Consider the following 23308-nt stretch of genomic DNA (forward strand, 5'->3'; position numbering starts at 1 on the left):
GCGCCTCAGGCGTTCTCGTCGAGCCGCATGATGTGCTCCAGCCGGCCGACGAAGATCGGCGGATAAGCGCCGACACCGGCACCGGTCATCCATTCGGCCACCGAGTCGGGGTGATCCATCCAGCGACTCGCATCCCGCTCGGTCTCGATCTCCTGCAGGATCAGCACTTCCTGCTCGTCGTCGAACGCCCCGAAGACACGCATGTAGCGGATCCCAGCGTGTGCGAACCGCGCCAGCCCCTGATGAATACGCGACATCAAGCGGGGCACATCCTGCACCCGGGCGATCGTCGCCATGATGACGCCCGGCGCGGTAAGTTGGTCGGCTCGGCTGACGGCGATCTTCTCGATGGTGTCGCCGGCGAAAACGGCCGGGATGTCCTCGAGGCCCACCGAATCGAACCAGCTCAGGAACAACCCCGAGCGCAACACCTCCAGCAGGGGCTCACGGCTGCGCAACGAGATGGTGACCATGACGCGGCCGGGATCCCAAGTGGAGACGTAGAGCAGGACGTAATGCGCGCCGAGGTCGACCAGGGCGGACCTGCTGCGCAGCAAGACGGCCCACACCGCGCCCGGGTCGGGCACCCGGAAATCCATGGCCAGAACAAGGGTGTGCTCCCGGTTCTGCACTGTGTCGGTCACGACGCGCCGGCCCTCCTGGATAGCGGGTGAGCTAGACGGGGTTGAACTCGGAGATCTTCCACCCGCCCTGGTCTTTGACCAGGGTCACCATCACACTGCTGGTAGCCAGTGCAGGGTCGGGGCGGTCCTTGCTGGTGGTGACCTGGTTGACGAAGACCAACACCACCGCACGGCCGGGTTCGAGCTGCGAGACCGCGGCGCGCGCGACGTTGGCCTCGGTCTTGACGCCCTTCTTCTTGGCGGCGGGCGCCACGATCTGGTCGGTGAACTGGCTGTAGTACTTGAGGAATTCACCGGTCAGGTGCGACTTGGCGTTGGCCAGGTCCTTGTCCAGGGTGTCCGGGGCGTACGACAGCAGCGCGACGGTACCGTCCTTCGCCGCCGCGGTGACCTGCTGCGCAACCGTGGCGTCGGTCTGCTGGTCCGGGCGGTAGAGCCACCAATAGACGCCACCGGCGGCACCCGCCGAAGCCACCAGCAGCACGGCCAGCAAGGCGGCCACCCAGTGTCGGCGAAGCCCGCCGGGAGCCCGTTGCCCCGCTCCGGGCGCAGGCTCGACCACGGTATCGGTGTCGGACTCGGTCTCGGCGACACCTTCGACGTCGAGGTCTTTGAGGGCCTCTTCGGACTGCTCGAGCGGGGTCTCTTCGACCTGGGTGTCTTCGTCTTTGCTCATGGCACGAACTCCACATTCGACATCTTCAACTGGTCCCCGTCACGCGTCACGGTCACGCTCATCCGCCACGCCCGCGGATCCTGTTTGGCCCCATTGGCATTGGTCACCTGAGACGAGGCGGCAAGCAATACCACCCCTGAATCACCGTTGTCGCTCTCCAGCGCGGCGGCCTTGATCGAGCCGATAGTCACCGCCTTCGACTGCTCCGCAGTCGTCACGAAATCCTGTGCACCCTTGCTGAAGTCATCCTTGAAACCCCCTGTCGAGAGGTCGATGACCCGCTGTACGTCCGCCTTGGCGTGGTTGTAGTCGATCGACAGCAGCGCTGCCACACCGAGTTTCGCGGCGTTGATCAGCTCGGCGCGGTGTGCCCGCTGCGCCTCGGCCCGCTGGTGCTGCCAGATCATCAGACCGGTGACCGTGAGCAGCGCGACAATCCCGAGGATGGCAACAGCGGCCGCCACCGTCGGCTGCCACCCTCGGGCCGACCGCCGCGATGTGGCCACGACGCCGGCGTCGGTCTCGAGCTCGGGCTCGGTCTCGAAATCGGTGTCGGTGGCGGTCTCGGCAGTCGCCCCGCGCAGGCGTTCTGCGGTCGCCTTCGCCTCGGCGGCCTCCGCGCGCGCCCGTGCCTCGGCGGCCTCGGCTTCGGCCAGCTGCGCCTTCACCTCGGACACGTCGTCGGAATCGGCATTCACCGGGGCCGCCGCACCCTCACGGTTCACCTCAGATGCCATGCCACCTACACATGTCCGCGCTCCTCCCTGGACCAAACATCCAGCCAGCGTACGGGCGACCGCTGGGCACTGGCTGCCGACCGCCGCTCATTGTCGGCGATGCGCCGCGGGGACGTCACACCGGCCGGGACCCGCGGGCAGCGGGAGGCTCGCACCGACCGGAAACTGACCGACGTGCAAATGTCCCGATATCCGGACTTTGCCGGTTTCGAGGCTCCGCCAGAACCTACAATCCGACTACTGGATCAGCGAAGGAGGCGGTGTGCGAGGCTGCGCCATGAGGTTTGTCCGGGTTGGTTCGGCGCTCGTCCTGGCCGCTTCCGGAGTTGCCGGCACCACCGCGACGGCCAACGCCGATGACCCGGTGATGCATCAGGTGACCTACAGCGTGTTCACCGAAGCCCCGTTCCGCGGAGCCGAGATCTATTACCGCGACACCGATCCGCCGAACTGGGCCGACTACAGCCACGACCCCTACCTGTTCAGCCCCAATGTCGAAGCCGACCTGGGGCCGTCGCAGAAGTGGGTGCTCAACGTCCAGCTGGCCAACCCCGACGAGTGGGCCATGGTGACGGCCACCAGCGGCCGCTCCCCCAACCCGCCCAACTTTCACTGCGTGCTGGCGGTAGACGGCGTCGTGGTCGCCGAGAACTCCGGCGTCAAGGGCGCGCTCTGCTCGCTGCGCCACTGGTGAGCTGCGTCGGCGTCAAGGTGCCCGGTCACGGCCACCCGCCGCGATATCACCGCGCCGGTGCCGTCGCCACCGGCTCAGGCGTCGCCGCGGACCCAGATCGACTCGTTGTTCTGAATCGCGCAGGTGAGGAACAAGCCGTCGGGGGCCTGGGCGACGTCGTCCTCGTAGCCGGTGCAGTTGGTGTTGAACTCCTTGACACCGACCATCGGGGGCGAGCGGAAGTAGCGCGGCTCCAGGCGCCGCGGCGACCCACAGAAAATCAGCCGGCCCCAGTTGTTGCGGGTGTCGACGCCGAAAACGTAGTACGAGGTGTCGCTGCACGGCGCACCGAGCTCCACCCCCGCCGTGATACCGGGAGTGCAGAACGCGTCATTGCACTCGGTGGCATTGATCGGCGCCCCGGCCGGGTCTGCGGATGCCGGCGCAGGCAGCAGCAGACCAGCTACAAGGGGCGCGGCCAAAGCTACGACGGTCTTTCGCACTCCGACACCATCGCATATTCGGTGCGTGAATTTTCCCGCTCTGACCAGATAATGGGACTGTGAAATGCTAGGTGGCAGTGCTAACGTCGCGGTCCGCAGTCGACCGCGCAGGACGAGGAGGTCCGATGCCGCCCGGCAAGCGTGAGCCCGAGACGCCAGACGCCGACGGCACCCTCGTGTCCGCCGACGCTGCCGAGGCAGCCGCGGCCGAGGCTCACGCGCGTGCCGAAGCCGCTCGAGCCCGCGCCGAGGAACTGCGCCGCAAGCTGGAAGCGGCCGGTGACGACGCCGACGTGCCAGATGTCGAAGACACCACCGCCGCGACGGATGCCGCGGTCAGACGCCGGCTTCGGCCGCCGTCCGGTCGGGCGCTCGCGGCCGCCCTGGTGGTGCTGGTCATCGCCGGCCTGCTCGGCGCGACCGGGTACATGCTGTGGGAACACGGCAAAGCCGAGGCCCACCGGCAGCGCAGCGCCGAGTACGCCGCTGCCGCCCGCCAAGGCGTGGTCAACCTGATGTCGATGGACTACAACCAGGCCAAGGAGAGCGTGCAGCGGGTCATCGACGACTCGGTGGGCAAGTTCCAGAACAACTTCAAGGAGAACTCCGCGGACCTGATCAAGGCGCTGCAGGAATCGAAGATGGTCACCAAGGTGACTGTCAATGACGCCGCTGTGGAAGAGATGGACGACGAGAGCGCCGAAGTGCTGGTGGCCGCGACCTCACACCGCGAAGGGCCCGACGCGCCCAAGGAGGACCAGCAGCCTCGGGTCTGGCGGGTGGTGGTCAGCCTGCAGCGCGACGGCGGCCAGATCAAGATGTCGGATATCGAATTCTCGTGACCGCCGCGCCCGTCCCGGTTCGCCGGGTCGTGCCGGTGGACGGCATCCCGATGTCGGGTCTGCTGGCCGAGGCCGCCGAACCCAAGGCGGTGATCGTCGCGCTGCACGGCGGTGCCTCGTCGGCGGCCTACTTCGACTGCCCGGGCCATCCGGAGCTGTCGCTGCTGCGGGCGGCTGCCGCAACGGGTTTCACTGCCCTGGCCCTGGACCGCCCCGGCTACGGGACCAGCGCGTCGTACGCCGACCAGATGTGGGATCCGGCCCGTCGGGTCGAATTGGTCTGTGCCGCAATCGATGTGGTATTGAGACAGCGATCGCGCGGCGCGGGCGTCTTCGTCATGGCGCACTCCAATGGCTGCGAGCTTGCGCTGCGGATTGCCGTCACTGACCGGGCGTCCGAGGTGCTGGGTGTGGAGCTGGCCGGAACCGGTGTGCGCCGACACCCGGCGGCACGCTCGATCCTCGAGCAAGCCCCCTCGGCGCATCGTCCGGCCGGTTTGCGCGAACTGATCTGGGCGCCCTCCGAACTGTATCCCGACGACGTCGTCAATGCCGTCGGCGTCACCGGCTCGCCCCCGCAGGACGCCGAGGTGTCGGCGAACTGGGCCGCCCGGGACCTTCCGGACCTGGCGGCCCGGGTACACGTGCCGGTGCGTGTCACCGCGGCCGAACACGAGCGGTTCTGGGACTGCAGCCCCGAGTCGCTGGCGCAAATCACCGCGATGTTCGGCGCGTCACCGCGCGTCGAGATCAACCAACAGGCCGGGTGCGGCCACAACCTCAGCCTCGGATTGGCCGCCGCGCAGTACCACTCGGGGGTGCTGGCCTTCGTCCAGCAGTGCATCGACGCCGGCTAGATCCTCCGTCAGCCCAGCAACTCGACAACGGTGGCGTTGGCGGTACCGCCGCCCTCACACATCGTCTGCAGACCGTAGCGAATGTTGTTGTCGCGCATGTGGTGCAGCATCCGGGTCATCAGCACCGCACCGGAACCGCCGAGCGGGTGGCCCAGCGCGATCGCCCCGCCCAGTGGGTTCAGCCGCTGGGCATCGGCGCCGATATCGGCCAGCCACGCCAGCGGAACCGGGGCGAAGGCTTCGTTGACCTCGAACACCCCGATGTCGCCGACGGACAGGCCGGTCTTGGCCAGCACCTTCTCGGTTGCCGGGATCGGGCCGGTGAGCATCAGCACCGGGTTCGCGCCGGCCACCGCTCCGGCGACGTAGCGGGCGATCGGCGTCCAGCCCTGGGCGGCAGCGTGTTCGGCCGAGGTCACCAGCAGGGCCGCCGCGCCATCGGAGATCTGTGAGGAGTTGCCGGCGTGGATCACGCCGTCGTCGGTGAAGGCCGGCTTGAGGGCGGCGAGCTTCTCGGCGGTGGTTCCCCGCCGGATACCTTCATCGGCGGTGACGGCGCCGCCATCGGTGGGCACCGCCACGATCTGACGGTCGAATGCCCCGTGGTCCTGGGCGGCGGCAGCCAACTCATGCGAACGCGCCGAGTACTCGTCAAGATCGGTGCGCGACAAGCCCCACTTCTGGGCGATCAGCTCCGCCGAGATACCCTGGTTGAAGGAGAAATCATCATACCGGGCAAGCGCTTTGGGCCCGTACGGCATACCGGTGGCACGCGCCGAGCCGAGCGGAACGCGGCTCATCACCTCCACCCCGCCGGCCACGACGACGTCCTGCTGCCCGCTCATCACGGCCTGGGCCGCGAAATCCAGCGCCTGCTGGCTGGATCCGCAGGCGCGGTTCACGGTGGTCCCCGGGATGGACTCCGGCCAGCCCGCCGCCAGCACCGAGAACCGGCCGATATTGCTGGACTGGTCACCCACCTGGGAAACACACCCCCACACCACATCGTCGACGGTCGATGGATCCAGGCCGGTCCGCTGCGCCAGGGCGTTGAGCACGACGGCCGATAGGTCGGCGGCGTGCACCCCGGACAGTCCGCCGTTGCGCTTGCCGACCGGTGTGCGTACCGCCTCGACGATCACCGCATCCCGCATGGCCTCTCCTCACTGTTCACGCGATGGCCCCCTGCTGACGCAGCCGGTCGATCTCCTCGCCCGACAGCCCCAGCTCGCTGAGCACCGCATCGGTGTGCTCACCGAGACCGGGTACCGGGCCCATCGGTTGTTCGTAACCCTCGATGATCGGCGGCGGCAGGATCGCCTCGATGGGGCCGCTCGTGGTGGCAACGGTGCGCCAACGGTCGCGGGCACTCAGCTGCGGGTGCGTGAGGACCTCACTGGGCAGGTTGTAGCGGGCGTTGCCGATACCGGCCGCATCTGCCGTCTTCTGGATATGGTCGAGATCGTATCTGGCACACCATGTTCGGATGGCATCGTCGAGGATGTCCCGGTTGGCCACCCGATCCGAGTTGGACGCGAAGCGCGGATCGTCGGCCAGGTCGGGACGGTCGATGATCTCGCGGGCCAGCCGCTGCCATTCGTGATCGTTGGTGGTACCGAGCACGACGGTCTGCCCGTCGGACGTCTCGTAGGCCCCGTAGGGCGCGACCGCCGGTGAGCCCATCCCAAGGGGCTGTTGGTCGATCCCGGAGTGCTGGGTGTAGGTCAGGGGATAGCCCATCAGGTCCATCATCGTGTCGAACAGGCTCACGCTGACCGCCCCGCCGCGGCGGCCCCCCTGGTGGCGCGAGTAGAGCAACGCCATGATCGACAGCGCCGAATACAGGCCACTGGAGATGTCGGCGATCGGCGGCCCCGGTTTGGCCGGCATCCCGGGATGCCCGGTGACCGCGCACGACCCGGATTCTGCCTGGGTGAGCAGGTCATAGGCCCGCTTGGACGACAGCGGACCGCCGGCGCCGTAGCCGTCGATCTCGACGGCGATCACGTCGGGATGCCGCTGCCGCAGCTGCTGCGCCGAGATACCGAGCCGGGCGGTGGAGCCGGGAGCCAGATTCGACACCAGGACGTCGGCGCGCTCCAGCAACCGGTGCAGGACATCAAGTCCGGCAGCTGATTTCAGATCCAGAACCACAGATTCCTTGTTGCGGTTGGCCCAGACGAAGTGCGCGGCCAGTCCGCCAGGGCCGTTGACGACATCGTCGTAGTGCCGGGCGAAATCTCCGCCCGCCGGGTTCTCCACCTTGATCACCCGGGCACCGAAGTCGGCGAGGACCCGGGTGCACATCGGTGCGGATACGGCCTGTTCGAGGGCCACGACGGTGACCCCGGCCAGCGGGGCGGCCGGTTGGTCGGCAGACGACATCACCTCACCATACGGAGGGTGATCTCGGCGTCCGTCCGTAGTCCATGCATCGATGCGCTCACGTTAGGCTCACAGCACGCCGGAGAGGAGCACCGTGTCGCGCACTGACAGGCCAGCGGATACCGAGCCGAGGTGGCGGCGATTCGCTGCCACCACTGCCGCGCGCCATGGCGCGCCCGCCGGCGGCTACCCCGAATTGTGGCAGTGGTCGGTCGAACATCCGGCCCGGTTCTGGCGAGCCGTCTGGGAGCACTTCGACGTCCTGGCGTCCGTCGCTCCGGCACCGGGTGAAACCGGAGTGTTGGCCGATCCGACCATGCCCGGCGCACAGTGGTTTCCCGGCGTCACCCTCAACTACGTCGACCAGATCATGCGGCACACCTGCGCACGCACCGGGGCGGCGATCATCGGGATCGACCAAGACGGCGCCCGCACCGAGATCGCCTGGCCAGACCTGGCGGGTCAGGTCGGCGCGGTGGCCGCCGAACTGCGCCGCCTCGGTGTGGGCAGCGGCGACACCGTGGCGGGCTACCTGCCCGACATCGCGGAGGCGATGATCGCCTTCCTGGCGACGGCGGCGATCGGCGCGGTGTGGTCGGCGTGCGGCCAGGACTACGCACCGCAGGGTGCCGCGTCCCGGCTGGCTCAACTGAAGCCGAAAGTCCTGTTCAGCGCCGATGGGTACCAGTTCAACGATCGGTGGATCGACAAACGTTCGGACACAGCCGAATTGGTGGACCTGCTCGACGGTGTGCAGCTCGTGCTGCTGGACGGCCAGGCCTACCGCGACCTGATCGCCGAGCCGGTAACGCCCGAGGTGACGCCGGTGCCGTTCGACCATCCACTGTGGGTGCTGTTCAGTTCCGGAACCACCGGGCGACCCAAAGGCATCGTCCACGGCCACGGCGGGGTGGTCCTCGAGCACCTCAAAGCCGCTGCGCTGCATGCCGATCTGGGACCCGATGACGTCTTCTTCTGGCAGACCGCCTTGAGCTGGATGATGTGGAACTTCCGTATCGCCGGCCTGCTGTGCGGCTCCACGGTGGTCTGTTACAGCGGGCATCCGCTCCACCCCGACGCCGATCGGCTGTGGCAGATCGTGCAGGACGAGGCGGTCACCTACTTCGGTACCAGTCCGGGCCATCTGCTGGCCTGCCGCAAGGCCGGCCTGCATCCCGGTGCCGCCCACGATCTGAGCCGGCTGAACACCATCGGGAGCACCGGGTCGCCACTGCCGGCAGATCTCTTCGAGTGGGTGCACGACGAAGTCGGCGAACACGTCGCGGTGTCGTCGATCAGCGGCGGGACCGACGTGGTGACCGCGTTCGCCGGCGGAACGGCCGGCCTGCCCGTGATCGCTGGTGAACTGACCGTGCGCTACCTCGGCGTCGGCCTGCACAGCTGGTCACCGGAACGCCGACCGCTGATCGGCGACGTCGGCGAGATGGTGATCACCACGGCGATGCCGTCCATGCCCGTCGGGTTCTGGGACGACAACGATGGAGCACGTTATCGCGCAGCATATTTCGATCACCACTGGGCTGACGGACCAGATCCGCACGTGTGGCGTCACGGCGACTGGGTGACGGTCACCGATCACGGTTCGCTGGTGATCCACGGTCGCAGCGACGCCACCCTGAACCGGCACGGGATCCGGATGGGGTCGGCCGACATCTACGAGGTGGTCGAGGCGATCGACGCCGTCACCGAAGCCTTCGTCCTCGGGATCGACGGCCCCGACGGCGCGTATTGGATGCCGCTGTTCGTCACGCTGGCCGACGGGCACGAACTCGACGACGACCTGGTGAGCACCATCCGCACGGCGGTCAGGACCTCCTTGTCCCCGCGCCACGTCCCCGACGACGTCATCGCCGCGCCCGGTATCCCGCACACCCGGACCGGTAAGAAACTCGAGGTACCCGTCACCGCCATCATGGCCGGGCACCGCGACGTGTCGCTGGACCCGCGGTCGATCGACAACCCCGACCTCATCGACTGGTACGCCGAGCAGGGCCGGGCCCACCGCTGGACCGCCGACTGAGGGGCAGCACCCCAGGACGGGGCGGCTCTGCAGAACCGGCGCCCACGATTCGACTAGATTCGAAGCACCGGCTTGGGAGGTGCACCGTGATCAAACTAGAACTGCCCTACGTCACCGTCATGGTCGACGACCGCGTTCGCAACCGGATGGCCCGCGCCGGCGACCGGTTGCGGCTGGCGCTGACCGGTTACCTGCGCACCGCCGCCGACGAGGCCGACGGCCTGGGCCGCCGAGCCAGCGCAGCCTGCCAGACGGCCGCCACCCGTGTCGATACCGCCATGGCCGCGGCCAGCAACCGGATCGCCCCGGAGCCCCCGACCCAGACCCCGACCCTGAAGGTGGTCTGAGGTGGCCGACCGGTCGGTCTTCATCACCGGCGCCGCAGCCGGGATCGGCCGCGCCACGGCCCTGCTCTACGCCGGCAACGGCTACCGGGTCGGGGCCTACGACATCGACCTGGCCGGCCTGGAGTCCCTGCGTGCGGAGATCACCGCCGCCGGTGGCGAGGTCGTGATCGGGAAGCTCGACGTCACCGACGCCACGCAGTGGTCCGAACAACTCGCGGCATTCACCGCACCGTCGGGCCGGCTCGACATCCTGGTCAACAACGCCGGTGTGCTGGCCAACGGCGCCTTCGCCGACATCCCGCTGGCCACGCACCGGCGGATGATCGACATCAACGTCTACGGCGCGCTGGCCGGCCTGCACGAGGCGTTCCGCTATCTGCGCGACACCCCGAACGCGCAGGTCGTCAACATGTGCTCGGCCTCAGCGCTGTACGGCCAGCCGGAGCTGGCCACCTATTCGGCCACCAAGTTCGCGCTGCGGGCGCTCACCGAGGCGTTGGAGCTGGAGTGGCGTCCGCACGGCATCCGGGTGGTCGCCATGTGGCCGCTGTTCGTGCAGACGGCGATGACCGACGGGGTGGAGACCGGCAGTACCAAGTCACTCGGCGTTAACCTTCAACCCGCGGATGTGGCCGAGGCGGTGTTCGCGGTGACCCAGAGCCGCCGCCGGTGGCTGCCGAGAGTGCACTATCCGGTGGGACGGCAGACCAAGGTGCTGGCGGCCCTGTCGCAGGTGTCCCCGAACTGGACGCAGCGCCTGATGATCAAGGCGCTGACCGGCAGCTAGCCCACCGACGACGATGGCTTGCGCGGCGGCTGCTGGTTCTGGGTGAACGACCGGCACAGCCCGAGATTGCTTGCCACACAAGGGACTCCGTTGATGGTGGGCGCGCTGCCCTGCAGATAGCACTGGCCGGTGTACTGGTTGTTCAGGTGCCCCGGCGGGCATGCGTTGGCGGTACCCGGCGCGGCCGCCAGCAGCCCACCCGCCAGCACCACCGCCGCCACGGCATGCGCGGCCAGCTTCCGGACTCGAATCCTCGCCGTCATCTCACGTCACCTGGGCAGAATCGTACGCGCAGGCACCGTCGCTGCCCGGGTGGCTAGGATCGCGGCCATGCCAGAGCCGACCGTCGACGACGACTCCCCCGCCGCCCGCACCCAGCCCGCCTCGGCGCCGTCCGCCCCGCGGTGGATCGCCCCGGCCGCGCTGGTGATCGCACTGGTCGCGGCGGCCACGGCCGGCTGGGCTGCCCTGCGACCGGCCCCCGCCCCTGAAAAGCCAGCCGCCGAAGCGCCCTCGGCGGAGGATAAAGCCAACGCCTGCAGCGCTTTTCAGGTTGTGACCGCTGCTGTGGCATTGCAGACCCACGGCGATGCGGGCACCGATCCGGCCGCCATCCAGGCGGTCGCCGCCAACGCGCGGCTCGCGATGGCCGGCGGCGGAACCTACCTGCTCGCCAAGACGGGGGCGGGCACACCTCCCGAACTCGCCGACGCGATCCGGTCGTTCGCGGGCAGCCTGCAGGACATCGCGATCAACGCGCTCGCCGGGGTGACCAACGACAACCCTGCCCAGGCGGCCAGGCTGCACGACGCCGAGGCCACCAACGCCAAGATCGCCGCCCTCTGCAAGTAGCCGTCGACGCCTTTTCTGAAAACTTGAGTTCGCTTTGCGTTTGCCCGATGTTCGGCCGCGCGCCGCAAAGCAGCAAGTCCCGGGTAAGCCGGGTCTTCTTGGATTTCTTTCGCGCACTCGCTGCACCTAACGGCAGTACTTCCTCGAAGGGGATGACGAAATTGGCCAAACACCGTAAGAAGTCGGATCGCGGCGTGGTCGCACCCGCATTCGTCACCACCGGCGTCGCCGGTGCGGCGATGGTGGGCGCGAGCTTCCTGCTCGCCACTACCGACACTGCACATCCGGTGGCCGCGCCCGCCGTCGAGCTCACGACCAGCCAGTGCTCGCTGGGATCGGCGTTCTGCACCGACCTCGGCCTGGTGTCCGGGACGGGTTCGGCCACCTCCAAGGGTGTGACGGCCTCGGCTTCGGCCGCCGCCACCGGCGGGGACGTCATTGCGATCTTCATCAGCAACGGCACCGCGGACCACCCTGATGCCGGTCTGCTGATCGGTAACGGCTACAGCTACAGCGCCTCGGATTCCCAGTGCGCCTCCTCGGCCTGCAATGGCGGCCGCGGCGGCTTCCTGTTCGGCAACGGCGGCAACGGCTACAACGGCGGCAACGGCGGTAGCGCCGGGCTGTACGGCAACGGCGGCAACGGCGCGGACGCGCTGAGCTCCGCGATCAACAACGGCAACGGCGGCAACGGCGGCAACGGCGGCCTGTTCGCCGGCAGCTCCAGTGCCGGCGCGCTGTTCGGCGGCGGCGGCGGCAACGGCGGCAAAGGCTTCGCCGGCGGCAACGGCGGTAACGGCGGCAACGCCGGTGCATTCGCCGGCAGCGGTGGCGCTGGTGGCGCGGGCGGCGCCAGCACCAATGGCGCGACCGCAGGCGGCGCAGGCGGCAACGGTGGAAACGGCGCGAGCCTGCCGCTGTTCGGCGGCGGCGCGGGCGGGGCAGGCGGCGCCGGTGGTGCCGGCTTCGCGTCGACCGTCGGCGGTAACGGCGGCAACGGCGGCAACGGCGGTCTGTGGGGCAGCGGCGCCGGCGGCGCCGGCGGCGCGGGTGGCGCCGGCGGCACCGGCGGGCAAGCCGACGCCGGTGCCGGCGGCAATGGCGGCAACGGCGGCCAGGGCGCGCTCCTGGCGGGTAACGGTGGCGCCGGCGGCGTCGGCGGCCTCGGCGGCAGCACAGCTTCCGGTGCCGGTGGCGCCGGTGGTACGGGTGGCAGCGGCGGTACCGGCGGCCTGACCGCCAACGGTGGTGCGGGCGGTGCCGGCGGTAACGGCGGCAACGGATCCACGAACGCCGGTAACGGCGGGACGGGCGGCACCGGTGGGCTCGGTGGCAACAACGGCGGAGCCGGCGGTGCCGGCGGCAACGGCGGTACCGGCGGCAACGGCGGTACCGGCGGGAAGGGCGCGACTGGCGGGTTCGGCGCGATCAGCGGTGGCGCGGGCGGAGCCGGCGGCAACGGCGGCAACGGCACCGGCATCGGCGGCAAGGGTGGCGACGGTGCCGATGGCGGAGCCAGCGCGATCGGCGGCGGCAAGGGCGGCAACGGCGGCACCGGCGGCAAGACCGGCTCGGCTACCGGCAAGGCCGGCACGCAGGGCACGTCCGGCCTCGGCCCGCAGCCGGGCAAGGGTGGCACCGGCGGCGCTGCCGGTTCTGCCCCGTAATAGGCATCCGCACAACGAATCGGCCCCCCTTCCGCAGGAAGGGGGGCCGATGTCGTAACAGCGCTAGCTCAAGCGCGTCCGCCGTTGAGCGAGCACGCCATCTGGGCGTTGGTGGCGTCAGTGTTCAGGTCGGTGGCCGCGGCGTTCAGCGAATCCCCTCCGCCGCGCAGCCCCATGATGAGAATCAGCTTGGTCGCGTGCAGCGACCACGTACGCATGGGATCCCCCACGGCCGCGGGCAGGCCCGGGGTACCGGCGGCATCCATCGCGGAACCGGCCGCCTCGCGCAGTGCGGTCCGGCCCAGGAGGTTGTACTGGTTGATACTCGGATCCTGGTAGTTCACCGAGTTTCCGCCGCCGGCCGTGGCGTAGGCGAACTCCTCGTAGTTCGACGAGGCGAGGTCCAACGCCGCACCGAACTTGCGGCACGCCGACGAGACGGCGTCGACGGTATCCGGCGACACCGGCTCGGACTGCGAGACCAATTCCGGGGCAGGCGCAGGGCCGGGGGCCGGGGCCGAACCCGGAGCGGGCGGCGCCGCGTCACCGGCGCCCGGGTCTGCCGGAGCCGGGTCGGCCACCGCCGACGGGGCCAGGTTGAGGCTGGCGAAGGTGGCCAGCGCGGCCGCGCCGACTGCCAACGGATAGCGCAGTGTCTGCTTCATCGGTTCCTCTCGAATCAGTGGGTTGCCCGACCGACCGGGCCGACGATACCGCCCGAAAATGGTCGTCAGAACCAGCGGAAAAGCCATGAAGCACGTTGGACTGCAACAGGGAACCCGGTATTCGCTACCTGTTTGCCATCTGGACACTTTCGGACCGAAACATATCGCGCGAGCGATCACGATCAGATCTCAATCGAGAGGCCCCATCGCGACATGTTGCACCGATTCGCCACGCTGCTCAGCGTCTGCCTAGTCACTGCCATCGGAACGGCGCCCAATGGGTTGGCCGATCCTGCGGCCGACCCGAACGCGGCACCGGCCGCGGCCACCGCCGCACCGGCCCCGCCGCCGCCCGGCGGCCCCGGCGTTGCCCCGATCGCCTCCGGCGCTCCGGGCACGTTGACCACCCCCGACGGCTGGCAGCTCAGCATTGGGGCCAAGAACGAGTCCCTCGAGCCCGTTGCCTCGCTGACCAACTCACCGTGGTCGCGGGAGTATCTGGTCGACGGAACCTTCGAGGGAGCGGTCACCGGATCGGGCAAGACCAAGCTCTCCGGCGGAACGCTGGAGGCCGGCTACCAGATCGGTTGCGGCATCACCCAGGACGACATCGAGTCCATCTCGTCGGCCGGTATCACCCCGGGCGTCGGCATTCCGTTCGTGAACGGCAGCTTCTTGCCGATCACCCTCGGTCTGTCCGCGTCCGAGCAGATCAAGATCGACCTCAAGCCGGGCACGATCAACATCGTCCCGGTGGGCAAGAAGTCGTTCAAGGGCACCAAGTCCCGGGTGTCGATCACCGGATTCCGGATCAAGATCGACGGTTGCGCCGGCCAGTCCTTCATCCGGTCCTACGCAACGTTCACCAGCTCCACCGACAACACCGATGACGTCGTCACCTACCTCGGCGTGACGAGGGTCGTCTGATGAGTCGACACGAAACCACCCGGACCACTCGAGAGAGGCGCCACGACGACATGTTGCTTCGATTCGCCACAGTGACGGCAAGCGTCCTGGTCGCGGTCGGCACCGCCGCCCCGGCCGTCGCCGACCCCGACCCGGCGGCACCGCCGGCCGATCCGGCCGCCGCGGCCGCTCCCCCGGTCAACACCGGTGCCGTGGCGTCCTCGGTGCCGGGCATCGCCAAGACCCCGGACGGCCGCACGCTGACCGTCGTGGCCAAGGACGAGACCCAGCTGCCGGTGGCACCGCTGACCACCTCGCTGGCTGCCCGCGACTGGCTGGTGGGCGCGACCTTCACCGGCACCACCACCGGTGACACCAACGGCGGCTCGCTGGAGGTCGGCTACCAGATCGGTTGCGGCGTCGAAATGGACAAGGTCAAGCTCAACGGCTCGATCGGCGCCACCCTCGGCAACGGCAGCCTCAGCAGCTCCGGCCTGAGCCTGCCGGGCAGCATCTCGTTCCCCATCCAGGGCCAGATCGAGGTCGAGCCCCGTCCGGGCACCGTCACCAACGTGGTGGTCGACAAGAAGTCGTTCAAGGGCACCTCGGCGCGCGTCACCGTCAAGGACGTGCACATCAAGGTCGACAACTGCGTCGGCGCGTCCTCGCTGCGGTCCTACGCGGTGTTGACCAGCTCCAGCAGCGACAACGACGATATCGTCGCGTACTACGGCATCACCCAGGTGTTCTGATCGGGATGCGACGTCCTCTGATCGCCACCCTGGTGGCGGCGGGACTCGGTGTGGCGGCGGTGGCTGGAACAGCCACCGCCGCAGCCGACCCACCACCCGATCCGGCCCTGCCGATTCCGGTTCCCGGCGGCGAGTCGGCCCCGCCACCACCGGCGGATCCGGCGTTTCCCGCCAGTACCGAGACCCGGCAGAATCCGATCAGCGCGATGGCTGATCTGCTCGGGGCACCGACCTCGACGGTGATGAATCTGGCTCCGTCGGCCGGGGGCGCGGATCCGTTGGCTCCCGCGGTGACGCTCTACCCGCAGTACTACCGGATGCCGACACCGGACATGGAGTCGCCGTATCTGCTCACCCAGGATGCGCCGGCCGGGCCGTTCGCCCGCGTCGACGCCTTCAAGGGTGCCCATGCTCTGGTGCACGGGTCCCTGGGCCGGATGCCGGCCGCCGAACTGGGCCAGCCATTGCCCGGTACCGCTCCACCGCCGGGGACCGCATTGCCGGCCGGACCCGAACAGTTCCTGCCGCCAGCACCGGACGTCGCGCCGCCGGCAGCCCCCGCGGCACCCGTACTCCCGCTAGCGCCGGTACCGCCGGTCGGCTGACCGGGAAAGCCGACGCCACCGGGCGCCATCTATTACCGTGTGGCCAATGAGAAGTGCCGTCATCGTCGGGCTGGGGCTCGGCGTGGCGGCACTGCTCTTTTCGGCCCCTGCCCTCGCCGACCAGCCCGCACCGGATCCGGCCGTGACCGACCCGGCTGGTGGGCCGCCGCCGCCCTACGTCCCGCCCCGCTCGGGCATCGGGAGCGTGCTGGCACAAAGCGATGCCGCACCGGCCGGACCACTGGGCCTGCCTGATCTGTCGTCCTACACGCCGGGGCTGCTGCTGGGCCAGAACGCAGTGCCCTCGGCACCCGGAGCGCAGGTCCCCGTCGCGGCCCCGGATCTGCGGGCCTTCGACAGCGCCTACCTGCTGCCGCAGAACGTCGCCCCGGCCGCGCCGGGTCACGGTGTTCAGGCCGAGGGCATCGGCCCGACACCGCAGGATCCGAGCACCGGCCGGCTGGCGTTCCTGCGGCGGGTGCACACCATGTACTCCGACGGTGATCTGGCGGGTGCCCTGTTGGGCCAGGTGCCCGACGAGCAACTCGGACAACCCCTTCCGGGGACGGCGCCGGCACCCGGTATCTATCTGCCACCGGGACTCGGGCTGAACTCGCCGGACCCGGCAGTACCCGCTCCCCCGGGCTGAGGCCGCGCGGGGAGTCAAAGGTTCATCAACCAGCAAAGTTCTGGTGCTAGCATCCGAAACCTATGCCTGCCAACCCGCCCCGCTTGATCGTCGAACCCGACGACGGTCTGGAACCGGTTCGCGAGTTCATCGAGACCGCGCAAACCTCTTTGTTGATAAAGCAATTCACGTTCACCGAACCCGACCTGCTCGACGCGGTGATCGAGCGACGCAAGGCCGGGGTGGATGTTCGGGTGATGCTCAACCCGCAACGCTCGGGTGGCGACCGCGCCAACGACGAGACCTACGACCGGCTCAAGGACGCCGACGTCGACGTGCAGTGGTCCAACCCGAAATTCTATGTCACGCACGAAAAATCGATCGTGGTCGACAAGACCGCGGCGATGGTCGCCACCTACAACTTGATGACCAAGTACTTCACGATGACCCGGGACTACGGGATCGTCACCCACGACCCGCTACACGTCGCGCAGATCGTCGATGTCTTCGACGCCGACTGGCAGCATCTCGATTTCACCCCGCCCCGGTACGAGGGCCTGCTGTGGAGCAATTCCAATTCCCGCTACCACATGGCCCGATTCATCGACACCGCCCAGGAGCGCCTCTACATCCAGCACCCCAAGTACGTCGATGCGGTGATCATCGATCACATCGCCGCCGCCGCCGACCGGGGGGTGAAGGTGAAGGTCCTGTGCGGGGGCAAACACGGCATCAGCGATTGGGACATTCTCGACACCTTCGCGTCCTTGCGCACGCTTCGGCGCTTCGGGGTCAAGGTGCGCAAGCAGAAGAACCTGCGCGTGCACGCCAAGCTGCTGATCGTGGACGACCAACGGGCGCTGGTCGGCTCGATGAACATCGACCGCAGCGCGTTCGACCTCCGGCGTGAACTCGGCGTCATCATCGACGACCCGGCCGTGGTGGGCCGTCTCGGCGAGGTGTTCAGCAGCGACTGGAAGGTGTCCCACCACTACGAGCCGCCCGATCCCCTGGACAGCACCCCGCACCCGGAGGACGACTTCCCGCACGACGAGGATCTGGTCCATGAGTGAGCCCGGCGCCACCCTGCACAAGACCTCGCTGCTGGAGATCGCCTGGGCGTTCAACCACATCGCGCTCGCCTCGTTCGGCGGCGGGCTGTCAGCGTGGTCTCGCGAAGTGGTCGTGGCGCAGAAACAATGGATGAGCGAAGAGGAATTCCTCTCCGCGATGACCATGTGCCGCATCGTGCCCGGTGCCAACCAGGTGAACCTCGCCGTGTTCGTGGGCACGAAACTCAAAGGCATCGCCGGGGCCGTGGCCGCGTTGATCGGCCTGTGCCTGATGCCCGTCGCGATCATCCTTGCGCTGGGGTTCGTGTATTTCACGTTCCGGGAAGTGCCTGCGGTCAAGGGCGCCCTGCACGGCGCCTCGGCCGCGGCCGTCGCGCTCACCCTGACCATGGTGATCAAGACCGGCAAGAAGTGCCTGACGTCGGTGGTACCGGTGGCCCTGTTCCTGGCCGCGTTCGTGCTCAATGGGGTGCTGCGCTGGCCGCTGCTGGACACCCTGGCCATCCTGGCGCCGCTGAGCCTGATCTGGGCCTGGCCGCGCAAGCGGGCAGCGGCATGAAGACCTACCTGTCGCTAATGGGCCTGTTCGGGTCGCTGTCGTTGCTGTCGATCGGTGGCGGCAACACGGTGCTGCCGGAGATGCACCTGCGCGCGGTCAGCGGCTATCACTGGCTGACCAACTCCCAGTTCGCCGACATCTTCTCGATCTCGCAAGCCGCGCCCGGGCCGAGCATCCTGATCGTGGCGCTGGTCGGATATGCCGCCGGACTCGGGGTGGCCGGTGTGCTGGGTGGGATCGTCGGCGGGGTGCTGGCCACCATCGCGATGGTGGTGCCGGCCGCAACCCTGATGTACCTCATCACACTGTCCTGGCAGAAGGCCGAGAAGTCGAAATGGCGCATCGCGGTCGAGAAGGGATTCGCCCCGCTGACCGTCGGGTTGATCCTGGCGACGTCGCTGGTCATGAGCAAGGCCGCCGACCATGACTGGCGCGCCTACCTCATCACCGGAGTGGCAACGCTCATCTTCCTGCGCACCAACACCAACCCGCTGATCGTGGTAGGCGCCGCCGCGCTGCTGGGCTACATCGGCTTCGTCTGAGGCGAAGTCCGATAGGTTTGGCCGCAGCCGCGACGAGGCGGCGCCGAACAGGGTAGGAAAATCAGCAGCGATGCGAGTGGATGGGCGGGACATCACCGTTACGGGTGAGCTGCTGCAACCGCTGACCCGCCGAACCAACGACATCATGCGCCTGGCGCTGGCCGCATTGTTCCTGGCCATCGTCATCACCAGCTCACTGATCACCCGCAACGACTGGGTCGGGCTAGAGAAGTCGGTATCGGGGATCGTCGGCGTCCTCACTCCCACCCAGTCCAACCTGGTCTACCTGGCCTACGGCGTCGCGATTGTGGCACTGCCGTTCATGATCCTGGTGGGGCTGATCGTGGCCCGGCAGTGGAAGCTGCTCGGCGCGTACGCGGCCGCCGGGTTCTTCGCCGTCCTGGCGCTGTCCATCACGGGCAACGGGATCGCCGCCCCGCGCTGGCACTTCGACCTCTCCGAACGGCTTTCGACCACCCTGTCGCAGTTCCTCGACGACCCGCGCTGGATCGCCATGCTGGCCGGGATGCTGACGGTGTCCGGCCCGTGGCTGCCCGCCCGGTGGCGGCGATGGTGGTGGACACTGCTGCTGGCGTTCGTCCCGATCCATCTGGTCGTCAGCGCGATCGTCCCGGCCCGCACGCTGCTCGGACTCGCGGTGGGCTGGTTCGTCGGGGCGCTCGTGGTGTGGGTGGTGGGCACCCCAGCGCTGGAAGTACCGCTCGACGGGGCGGTGCGCACCCTATCCCGGCGCGGCTTCCTGGTCCACGCGCTGACTGTGGTCCGCCCGGCCGGGCACGGCCCGCTGGAGCTGTCGGCACGCACCGACTCCGGAGCCGAAGCCGTCGTCGAGATGTACGGCCCCAACCAGCGCGGCGCCGGAGCGTTGCGTCAGTTCTGGCGGTGGTTGATCCTGCGCGACGCGGAGACCGCACCGGTGCAGACCTCGATGCGCCGGGCCGTCGAACACCGCGCGCTGATGACGATCGCGGTCGGCGATCTCGGCGTCGCCAACATCACCACCATGGCGGTCGCAGCGCTCGACCGGGGCTGGACGTTGTACGCCCACACCCCGCCGCGGGGAACCCGGGTGGCCGACGCCCCCGACGAGGGCCTGGCCACCACCATCTGGGGATCGCTGGGCGTTCTTCAGCGACATCAGATCTCGCACGGCGACCTGCGGTTCAGCGAGATCACCGTGGATTCGGGCAAGGCCTTGTTCGGCGGCTTCGGCGCCTCTGAGTACGGCGCCTCCGACGAACAACTGCAGTCCGATATCGCGCAGTTGCTGGTCACCACCAGCGACCGGTTCGGCGCCGAGACCGCGGTACACGCCGCCGTCGAGGCGCTGGGCAAGGACACCGTGCTCACCGCATCGCGACGGCTGACCAAGTCAGCGGTGCCGGCGCGGCTACGCAAGACGGTCGCCGACCCCAAGGCGGTGATGGCCGCGGCGCGTGAGCAAGTCAAGCGCCAGACCGGTGCTGACGAGATCAAGACCGAGACCATCACCCGCTTCACCCGCAAGCAGGTGATCCAGCTGGTGCTGCTGGTGGCCCTGGTCTACGTCGCCTATCCGTTCATCAGCACGGTGCCGACCTTCTTCAGCGAGTTGCGCAACGCCAACTGGTGGTGGGCACTGCTGGGCCTGGCGGTGTCAGCGTCGACCTATGTCGGCGCGGCAGCGGCGTTGTGGGCGTGCGCATCCGGGGTGGTCAGCTTCCGCAATCTGGTGATCATGCAGTTCGCCAACACGTTCGCCGCCACCACCACCCCCGCCGGGGTGGGCGGATTGGCTTTGAGCACAAGGTTTTTGCAGAAGGCCGGGCTCGGTGCGCTGCGCGCCACCGCCGCGGTGGCCCTGCAGCAGGCCGTTCAGGTGATCACCCATGTGACACTGCTGATCTTCTTCAGCGTCGCCGCCGGCGCCACCGCCGACCTGTCACACTTCGTGCCGAGTAGCACACTGCTCTATCTGATCGGCGGTATCGCCCTGGGCGTGCTGGGCACCTTCCTGTTCGTGCCCAAGGCGCGGCGCTGGCTGGACACCGCGATTCGGCCCAGGCTCCAGGAGGTCAGCAGCGAACTGCTCGACCTGATGCGCGAGCCCAAGCGACTCGCCCTGATCGTCCTGGGCTGCGCGACAACAACTTTGGGGATGGCGCTGGTGCTGTGGGCCAGCATCGAGGCCTTCGGCGGCGACACCAACTTCGTGACCGTGACGATCGTCACGATGGTCGGTGGCACGCTGGCCTCGGCGGCACCCACTCCGGGCGGCGTCGGTGCCGTCGAAGCCGCCCTGATCGGTGGCCTGGCCGCCTTCGGCGTGCCCGCCGCGGTGGGCGTGCCGTCGGTGCTGCTCTACCGGGTTCTGACCTGCTGGCTGCCGGTGTTCGCGGGCTGGCCGATCATGCGCTGGCTGACCGCCAAGGACATGATCTAGCGGGCATTGACGCACGCGCCGAAATAATCGCGTGGATTTCATTGGTGGCTTGTCCCGCGGTGGCGCGGCGACGCACTAGTAGAGCTGGTACTTGCCCTTCCAACTCAGATCAGAGGTGATACCCGGGACGCGCTGGTGCCGGGCTCGACCAAGGCCACCATGGCCGAGGCCCTGCTCGAGCCACCAGCCGCCCAGGCCAAGCTCCTGACACGGATTCCGTTGCGGTGCTGCGGAATTCCGGATGACTTCGCAGCGGCGCCGGTGTGGCTGTCTACCCGGCCGACTTGTAGCTCATGACGTCGTCGCGCTTGAACAGCATGCGGTTGCCGAACTTGTAGTGGGTCGGCCCGCTGCCGCTCTTGATCCGCCGGTGCAGTGTGGCGGTGGTGATGCCCAGATACTGGGCGGCCTGCTTCACGGTCAGCATCTGCCCCAGGATCGAACCGGGGCTGCGATGCTGGGCGCGCTCCAGAAAGTTGTATCCCCCTCGATCGGCTGTCACTACCGTGGTCATGTTGGGCTCGCCCTCTCGACACTCGCGGTTGATGTGGCTGTTTGCCACGCCACGAAAAGTAGGTCCGCGGGCAGCCCCGGCACTCGTGCCTGGGCGCCAAACTTCGACATTGCGTTGTGATGCGGACACAACGCGTTTAGCGTGGTCGGTCATGGATCCCGAATGGGCCCCGATTCGGGACGACGCCGCAGCTCAGCAGGTGTGGCAGAGCGTCCTCAGGCCGATCGCCGCCGACCTGGTGGAGCAATCGCCACAGCTTGCCGAGGACGTGTTGGACCGGATTCGGGTCGAGCAGCCCCAGCTGATGCCCGAGGCCCAGTTCGCCGAGGGCCAGCAGGCCGGCATCGAGTCGAGCATTCGCCAGTTCGCCCGGAGCGTGGCCGACGGTGCCGATCCGCGCGGGCTGGAGTTGCCGGCCGAGGCGGTCGCGCTGGGCAGGGCCAGGGTGCAGCAGCGGGTACCGCTGGCCTTTCTGATCCGGTCCTTCCGGCTGGCCCAGGACACCGTCTGGGAGTGGCTGTTCGGGCGCATCACCAGCTCGGCCTCCGACGCCGCACAACAGGCCGCAGCGCTGCAGCTCGTCACCAGTTGGCTGTTCGCTTACATCGACAGCTCACTGGCGCTCACCGAGGAGATCTACGAGGGCGAGCGGGAGGCCTGGCTGCGCAGCGCCGCCGCGTCACGGACCACGGCGATCGACGATGTGCTCAGCGAACGTGAGCGTGATGCCCAGCGCGCCGCCAAGAAGCTGCGCTACGACCTCAACCGCCACCACGTCTGCGTCGCGGTGTGGCTGGCGGCCGCGCCCGACGCCGGGGACGTTCAGCAGGTCCTCGCGAGCGCCGGCACGGCGCTGAGCCGGGCGGTGGCCGCGGAGAGCACCCTGCACCAGCCAGTGGGCCCGCTATCGATGTCGGTGTGGCTGAGCCGGCGAGAGACATTCGATCCGGCGCTCCTCGACGCCGGCACCCTCACCCGAACCGCGGGGCTGCCTGCCGGAGCGCGCGTCGCGGTGAGTGATCCCGGGTTCGGCCTGAAAGGCTTCCGCGACAGCTACATTCAAGCCGGCCATGCCCGTCGGGTGGCGACCTTGAGCCGGTCCCGGGCCGCAGTGGCCACCCGCTATCGCGATGTCGCACTCGCCGCACTGGCGAGTGTGGACGCCGACCAGGCGGTGGCATTCGTGCACCGGGTGCTCGGGCCGCTGGCCGACGACGATGAGGCGACCTACCGGGTGGCGATGACGCTGGCGGTGTACCTGCAGGAGAACCGCAGCCCCGCGCGCGCCGCGCAACGCCTCACGGTGCACCCCAATACGGTCAGCTATCGGGTGAACCAGGCCGAGACGATCCTGGGCCGAGATGTCGACGACGATGCGCTCGAGGTGTCGATGGCACTGGCATTGCTGCCGCTGCTGCCGGGGTTGATAGCCGAGGTGTGAGTGCGGAAGACCTCCGGTCAGCGCATCGCCAGCGTCTGTCACGACAGTTGAGACCGCAGCACCGCCCACAGACGGTTGACAATATGGTCGTATTGCCGAGAAGGGCCTGGTTCGTATACTGGTCGCCGTGGGGAAGTTGGATGTAGACCCGGCGGGGCTAGAAGCGCTC

26 protein-coding genes are annotated in these 23308 nt (G+C 68.6%); 17 read left to right on the plus strand and 9 right to left on the minus strand.

Annotated features, from left to right (window positions below; all coding sequences use genetic code 11):
- Positions 1-5: 5 nt before the first annotated feature.
- The 3 genes from G6N35_RS10910 to G6N35_RS10920 all read right to left on the minus strand — a co-directional run bounded on the left by G6N35_RS10910 (position 6) and on the right by G6N35_RS10920 (position 2057).
- Entirely contained in the window at positions 6-599 is a 594-nt protein-coding gene (locus G6N35_RS10910; RefSeq protein WP_163807607.1) for a fatty-acid--CoA ligase, read from the minus strand.
- Between the two features lie 76 nt (positions 600-675).
- Positions 676-1320, minus strand: coding sequence for an Rv1363c family protein (locus G6N35_RS10915; RefSeq protein ID WP_163804266.1), 645 nt, complete (start codon positions 1318-1320; stop codon positions 676-678).
- The gene (locus tag G6N35_RS10920) at positions 1317-2057 is read right to left on the minus strand and encodes an Rv1363c family protein (RefSeq protein ID WP_163804267.1); all 741 of its coding nucleotides are present in this window, start codon (positions 2055-2057) and stop codon (positions 1317-1319) included. The genes G6N35_RS10915 and G6N35_RS10920 overlap by 4 nt, the downstream gene beginning before the upstream one ends.
- A gap of 277 nt (positions 2058-2334) precedes the next feature.
- Between G6N35_RS10920 and G6N35_RS10925 the strand changes: the two genes are divergently transcribed.
- The gene (locus tag G6N35_RS10925) at positions 2335-2751 is read left to right on the plus strand and encodes an Rv2576c family protein (protein WP_163804268.1); all 417 of its coding nucleotides are present in this window, start codon (positions 2335-2337) and stop codon (positions 2749-2751) included.
- A 74-nt stretch (positions 2752-2825) separates the two neighbouring features.
- On the opposite strand, the gene G6N35_RS10930 is transcribed toward G6N35_RS10925, so the two are convergent.
- On the minus strand, positions 2826-3233 hold the full coding sequence (locus G6N35_RS10930; RefSeq protein WP_163804269.1) for a hypothetical protein: 408 nt from the start codon (positions 3231-3233) through the stop codon (positions 2826-2828).
- 125 nt (positions 3234-3358) lie between these two features.
- On the opposite strand from G6N35_RS10930, the gene G6N35_RS10935 reads away from it, so the two are divergent.
- Positions 3359-4075: an Rv1363c family protein gene (locus tag G6N35_RS10935; RefSeq protein ID WP_163804270.1), complete on the plus strand. Its 717-nt coding sequence runs from the start codon at positions 3359-3361 to the stop codon at positions 4073-4075.
- The gene (locus tag G6N35_RS10940) at positions 4072-4932 is read left to right on the plus strand and encodes an alpha/beta hydrolase (RefSeq protein ID WP_281356993.1); all 861 of its coding nucleotides are present in this window, start codon (positions 4072-4074) and stop codon (positions 4930-4932) included. Before G6N35_RS10935 ends, G6N35_RS10940 begins: the two co-directional genes overlap by 4 nt.
- Positions 4933-4940: 8 nt before the next feature.
- Here the strand turns inward: G6N35_RS10940 and G6N35_RS10945 are convergent, their stop codons facing one another.
- Together G6N35_RS10945 and G6N35_RS10950 are read right to left on the minus strand one after the other, a co-directional pair.
- On the minus strand, positions 4941-6086 hold the full coding sequence (locus G6N35_RS10945) for a thiolase family protein (RefSeq protein WP_163804271.1): 1146 nt from the start codon (positions 6084-6086) through the stop codon (positions 4941-4943).
- A gap of 16 nt (positions 6087-6102) precedes the next feature.
- On the minus strand, positions 6103-7317 hold the full coding sequence (locus tag G6N35_RS10950) for a CaiB/BaiF CoA transferase family protein (RefSeq protein ID WP_163804272.1): 1215 nt from the start codon (positions 7315-7317) through the stop codon (positions 6103-6105).
- Positions 7318-7411: 94 nt separating this feature from the next.
- On the opposite strand from G6N35_RS10950, the gene G6N35_RS10955 reads away from it, so the two are divergent.
- From G6N35_RS10955 to G6N35_RS10965, 3 genes are all read left to right on the plus strand, one after another.
- Positions 7412-9358, plus strand: a complete 1947-nt coding sequence (locus G6N35_RS10955) for an acetoacetate--CoA ligase (RefSeq protein ID WP_163804273.1) — start codon at positions 7412-7414, stop codon at positions 9356-9358.
- A gap of 86 nt (positions 9359-9444) precedes the next feature.
- The gene (locus G6N35_RS10960; protein WP_163804274.1) at positions 9445-9705 is read left to right on the plus strand and encodes a hypothetical protein; all 261 of its coding nucleotides are present in this window, start codon (positions 9445-9447) and stop codon (positions 9703-9705) included.
- A gap of 1 nt (position 9706) precedes the next feature.
- Positions 9707-10492 carry an SDR family oxidoreductase gene (locus G6N35_RS10965; protein ID WP_163804275.1) on the plus strand — a complete coding sequence of 262 codons (786 nt, stop codon included), beginning with the start codon at positions 9707-9709 and terminating at the stop codon, positions 10490-10492.
- Here G6N35_RS10965 and G6N35_RS10970 read toward each other — a convergent pair.
- The gene (locus tag G6N35_RS10970; protein ID WP_163804276.1) at positions 10489-10755 is read right to left on the minus strand and encodes a hypothetical protein; all 267 of its coding nucleotides are present in this window, start codon (positions 10753-10755) and stop codon (positions 10489-10491) included. The two genes, G6N35_RS10965 and G6N35_RS10970, sit on opposite strands and share 4 nt — an antisense overlap.
- Before the next feature lie 67 nt (positions 10756-10822).
- Between G6N35_RS10970 and G6N35_RS10975 the strand changes: the two genes are divergently transcribed.
- Both G6N35_RS10975 and G6N35_RS10980 read left to right on the plus strand, forming a co-directional pair.
- Positions 10823-11344 carry a hypothetical protein gene (locus tag G6N35_RS10975; protein WP_163804277.1) on the plus strand — a complete coding sequence of 174 codons (522 nt, stop codon included), beginning with the start codon at positions 10823-10825 and terminating at the stop codon, positions 11342-11344.
- Positions 11345-11505: 161 nt separating this feature from the next.
- A complete protein-coding gene (locus G6N35_RS10980; protein WP_163802235.1) occupies positions 11506-13011 on the plus strand; it encodes a hypothetical protein in 1506 nt (501 codons plus the stop codon).
- A 68-nt stretch (positions 13012-13079) separates the two neighbouring features.
- On the opposite strand, the gene G6N35_RS10985 is transcribed toward G6N35_RS10980, so the two are convergent.
- On the minus strand, positions 13080-13676 hold the full coding sequence (locus G6N35_RS10985) for an Rv2240c family protein (protein ID WP_163804278.1): 597 nt from the start codon (positions 13674-13676) through the stop codon (positions 13080-13082).
- A 213-nt stretch (positions 13677-13889) separates the two neighbouring features.
- Here G6N35_RS10985 and G6N35_RS10990 point away from each other — a divergent pair, with 213 nt between their 5' ends.
- The 8 genes from G6N35_RS10990 to G6N35_RS11025 all read left to right on the plus strand — a co-directional run bounded on the left by G6N35_RS10990 (position 13890) and on the right by G6N35_RS11025 (position 21184).
- Positions 13890-14603 carry an MspA family porin gene (locus G6N35_RS10990; RefSeq protein ID WP_163804279.1) on the plus strand — a complete coding sequence of 238 codons (714 nt, stop codon included), beginning with the start codon at positions 13890-13892 and terminating at the stop codon, positions 14601-14603.
- 50 nt (positions 14604-14653) lie between these two features.
- Positions 14654-15334 (plus strand): MspA family porin, encoded by a 681-nt coding sequence (locus G6N35_RS10995; protein WP_163804280.1) that lies wholly within the window; start codon positions 14654-14656, stop codon positions 15332-15334.
- Positions 15335-15339: 5 nt separating this feature from the next.
- Positions 15340-15939: a hypothetical protein gene (locus G6N35_RS11000; RefSeq protein ID WP_163804281.1), complete on the plus strand. Its 600-nt coding sequence runs from the start codon at positions 15340-15342 to the stop codon at positions 15937-15939.
- A 46-nt stretch (positions 15940-15985) separates the two neighbouring features.
- Positions 15986-16588, plus strand: a complete 603-nt coding sequence (locus G6N35_RS11005; protein ID WP_163804282.1) for a hypothetical protein — start codon at positions 15986-15988, stop codon at positions 16586-16588.
- A 62-nt stretch (positions 16589-16650) separates the two neighbouring features.
- Positions 16651-17640 (plus strand): phospholipase D-like domain-containing protein, encoded by a 990-nt coding sequence (locus G6N35_RS11010; RefSeq protein WP_163804283.1) that lies wholly within the window; start codon positions 16651-16653, stop codon positions 17638-17640.
- Positions 17633-18199, plus strand: coding sequence for a chromate transporter (locus G6N35_RS11015; RefSeq protein ID WP_163804284.1), 567 nt, complete (start codon positions 17633-17635; stop codon positions 18197-18199). The genes G6N35_RS11010 and G6N35_RS11015 overlap by 8 nt, the downstream gene beginning before the upstream one ends.
- Positions 18196-18741, plus strand: a complete 546-nt coding sequence (locus tag G6N35_RS11020; protein ID WP_163804285.1) for a chromate transporter — start codon at positions 18196-18198, stop codon at positions 18739-18741. Before G6N35_RS11015 ends, G6N35_RS11020 begins: the two co-directional genes overlap by 4 nt.
- A 70-nt stretch (positions 18742-18811) precedes the next feature.
- Positions 18812-21184: a lysylphosphatidylglycerol synthase transmembrane domain-containing protein gene (locus tag G6N35_RS11025; RefSeq protein WP_163804286.1), complete on the plus strand. Its 2373-nt coding sequence runs from the start codon at positions 18812-18814 to the stop codon at positions 21182-21184.
- Positions 21185-21455: 271 nt separating this feature from the next.
- Here the strand turns inward: G6N35_RS11025 and G6N35_RS11030 are convergent, their stop codons facing one another.
- Positions 21456-21698, minus strand: a complete 243-nt coding sequence (locus G6N35_RS11030; protein WP_163804287.1) for a helix-turn-helix domain-containing protein — start codon at positions 21696-21698, stop codon at positions 21456-21458.
- Positions 21699-21849: 151 nt separating this feature from the next.
- Here G6N35_RS11030 and G6N35_RS11035 point away from each other — a divergent pair, with 151 nt between their 5' ends.
- Positions 21850-23139: a PucR family transcriptional regulator gene (locus tag G6N35_RS11035; RefSeq protein WP_163804288.1), complete on the plus strand. Its 1290-nt coding sequence runs from the start codon at positions 21850-21852 to the stop codon at positions 23137-23139.
- Positions 23140-23308: the final 169 nt, after the last annotated feature.

This window comes from Mycolicibacterium anyangense (assembly GCF_010731855.1).
Classification (GTDB): Bacteria; Actinomycetota; Actinomycetes; order Mycobacteriales; family Mycobacteriaceae; genus Mycobacterium; species Mycobacterium anyangense.

Bases quoted from the DNA above. Each gene is read 5' to 3' on its own strand.
- G6N35_RS11005 (WP_163804282.1), top strand. From the start codon at position 15,986: ATGAGAAGTGCCGTCATCGTCGGGCTGGGGCTCGGCGTGGCGGCACTG.
- G6N35_RS11035 (WP_163804288.1), top strand. From the start codon at position 21,850: ATGGATCCCGAATGGGCCCCGATTCGGGACGACGCCGCAGCTCAGCAG.
- G6N35_RS10995 (WP_163804280.1), top strand. From the start codon at position 14,654: ATGTTGCTTCGATTCGCCACAGTGACGGCAAGCGTCCTGGTCGCGGTC.
- G6N35_RS10950 (WP_163804272.1), bottom strand. From the start codon at position 7,317: ATGTCGTCTGCCGACCAACCGGCCGCCCCGCTGGCCGGGGTCACCGTC.
- G6N35_RS11010 (WP_163804283.1), top strand. From the start codon at position 16,651: ATGCCTGCCAACCCGCCCCGCTTGATCGTCGAACCCGACGACGGTCTG.
- G6N35_RS10910 (WP_163807607.1), bottom strand. From the start codon at position 599: ATGGATTTCCGGGTGCCCGACCCGGGCGCGGTGTGGGCCGTCTTGCTG.
- G6N35_RS10935 (WP_163804270.1), top strand. From the start codon at position 3,359: ATGCCGCCCGGCAAGCGTGAGCCCGAGACGCCAGACGCCGACGGCACC.
- G6N35_RS11025 (WP_163804286.1), top strand. From the start codon at position 18,812: ATGCGAGTGGATGGGCGGGACATCACCGTTACGGGTGAGCTGCTGCAA.
- G6N35_RS11030 (WP_163804287.1), bottom strand. From the start codon at position 21,698: ATGACCACGGTAGTGACAGCCGATCGAGGGGGATACAACTTTCTGGAG.
- G6N35_RS10990 (WP_163804279.1), top strand. From the start codon at position 13,890: ATGTTGCACCGATTCGCCACGCTGCTCAGCGTCTGCCTAGTCACTGCC.
- G6N35_RS11000 (WP_163804281.1), top strand. From the start codon at position 15,340: ATGCGACGTCCTCTGATCGCCACCCTGGTGGCGGCGGGACTCGGTGTG.
- G6N35_RS10945 (WP_163804271.1), bottom strand. From the start codon at position 6,086: ATGCGGGATGCGGTGATCGTCGAGGCGGTACGCACACCGGTCGGCAAG.
- G6N35_RS11020 (WP_163804285.1), top strand. From the start codon at position 18,196: ATGAAGACCTACCTGTCGCTAATGGGCCTGTTCGGGTCGCTGTCGTTG.
- G6N35_RS10925 (WP_163804268.1), top strand. From the start codon at position 2,335: ATGAGGTTTGTCCGGGTTGGTTCGGCGCTCGTCCTGGCCGCTTCCGGA.
- G6N35_RS10985 (WP_163804278.1), bottom strand. From the start codon at position 13,676: ATGAAGCAGACACTGCGCTATCCGTTGGCAGTCGGCGCGGCCGCGCTG.
- G6N35_RS11015 (WP_163804284.1), top strand. From the start codon at position 17,633: ATGAGTGAGCCCGGCGCCACCCTGCACAAGACCTCGCTGCTGGAGATC.
- G6N35_RS10975 (WP_163804277.1), top strand. From the start codon at position 10,823: ATGCCAGAGCCGACCGTCGACGACGACTCCCCCGCCGCCCGCACCCAG.
- G6N35_RS10915 (WP_163804266.1), bottom strand. From the start codon at position 1,320: ATGAGCAAAGACGAAGACACCCAGGTCGAAGAGACCCCGCTCGAGCAG.
- G6N35_RS10970 (WP_163804276.1), bottom strand. From the start codon at position 10,755: ATGACGGCGAGGATTCGAGTCCGGAAGCTGGCCGCGCATGCCGTGGCG.
- G6N35_RS10920 (WP_163804267.1), bottom strand. From the start codon at position 2,057: ATGGCATCTGAGGTGAACCGTGAGGGTGCGGCGGCCCCGGTGAATGCC.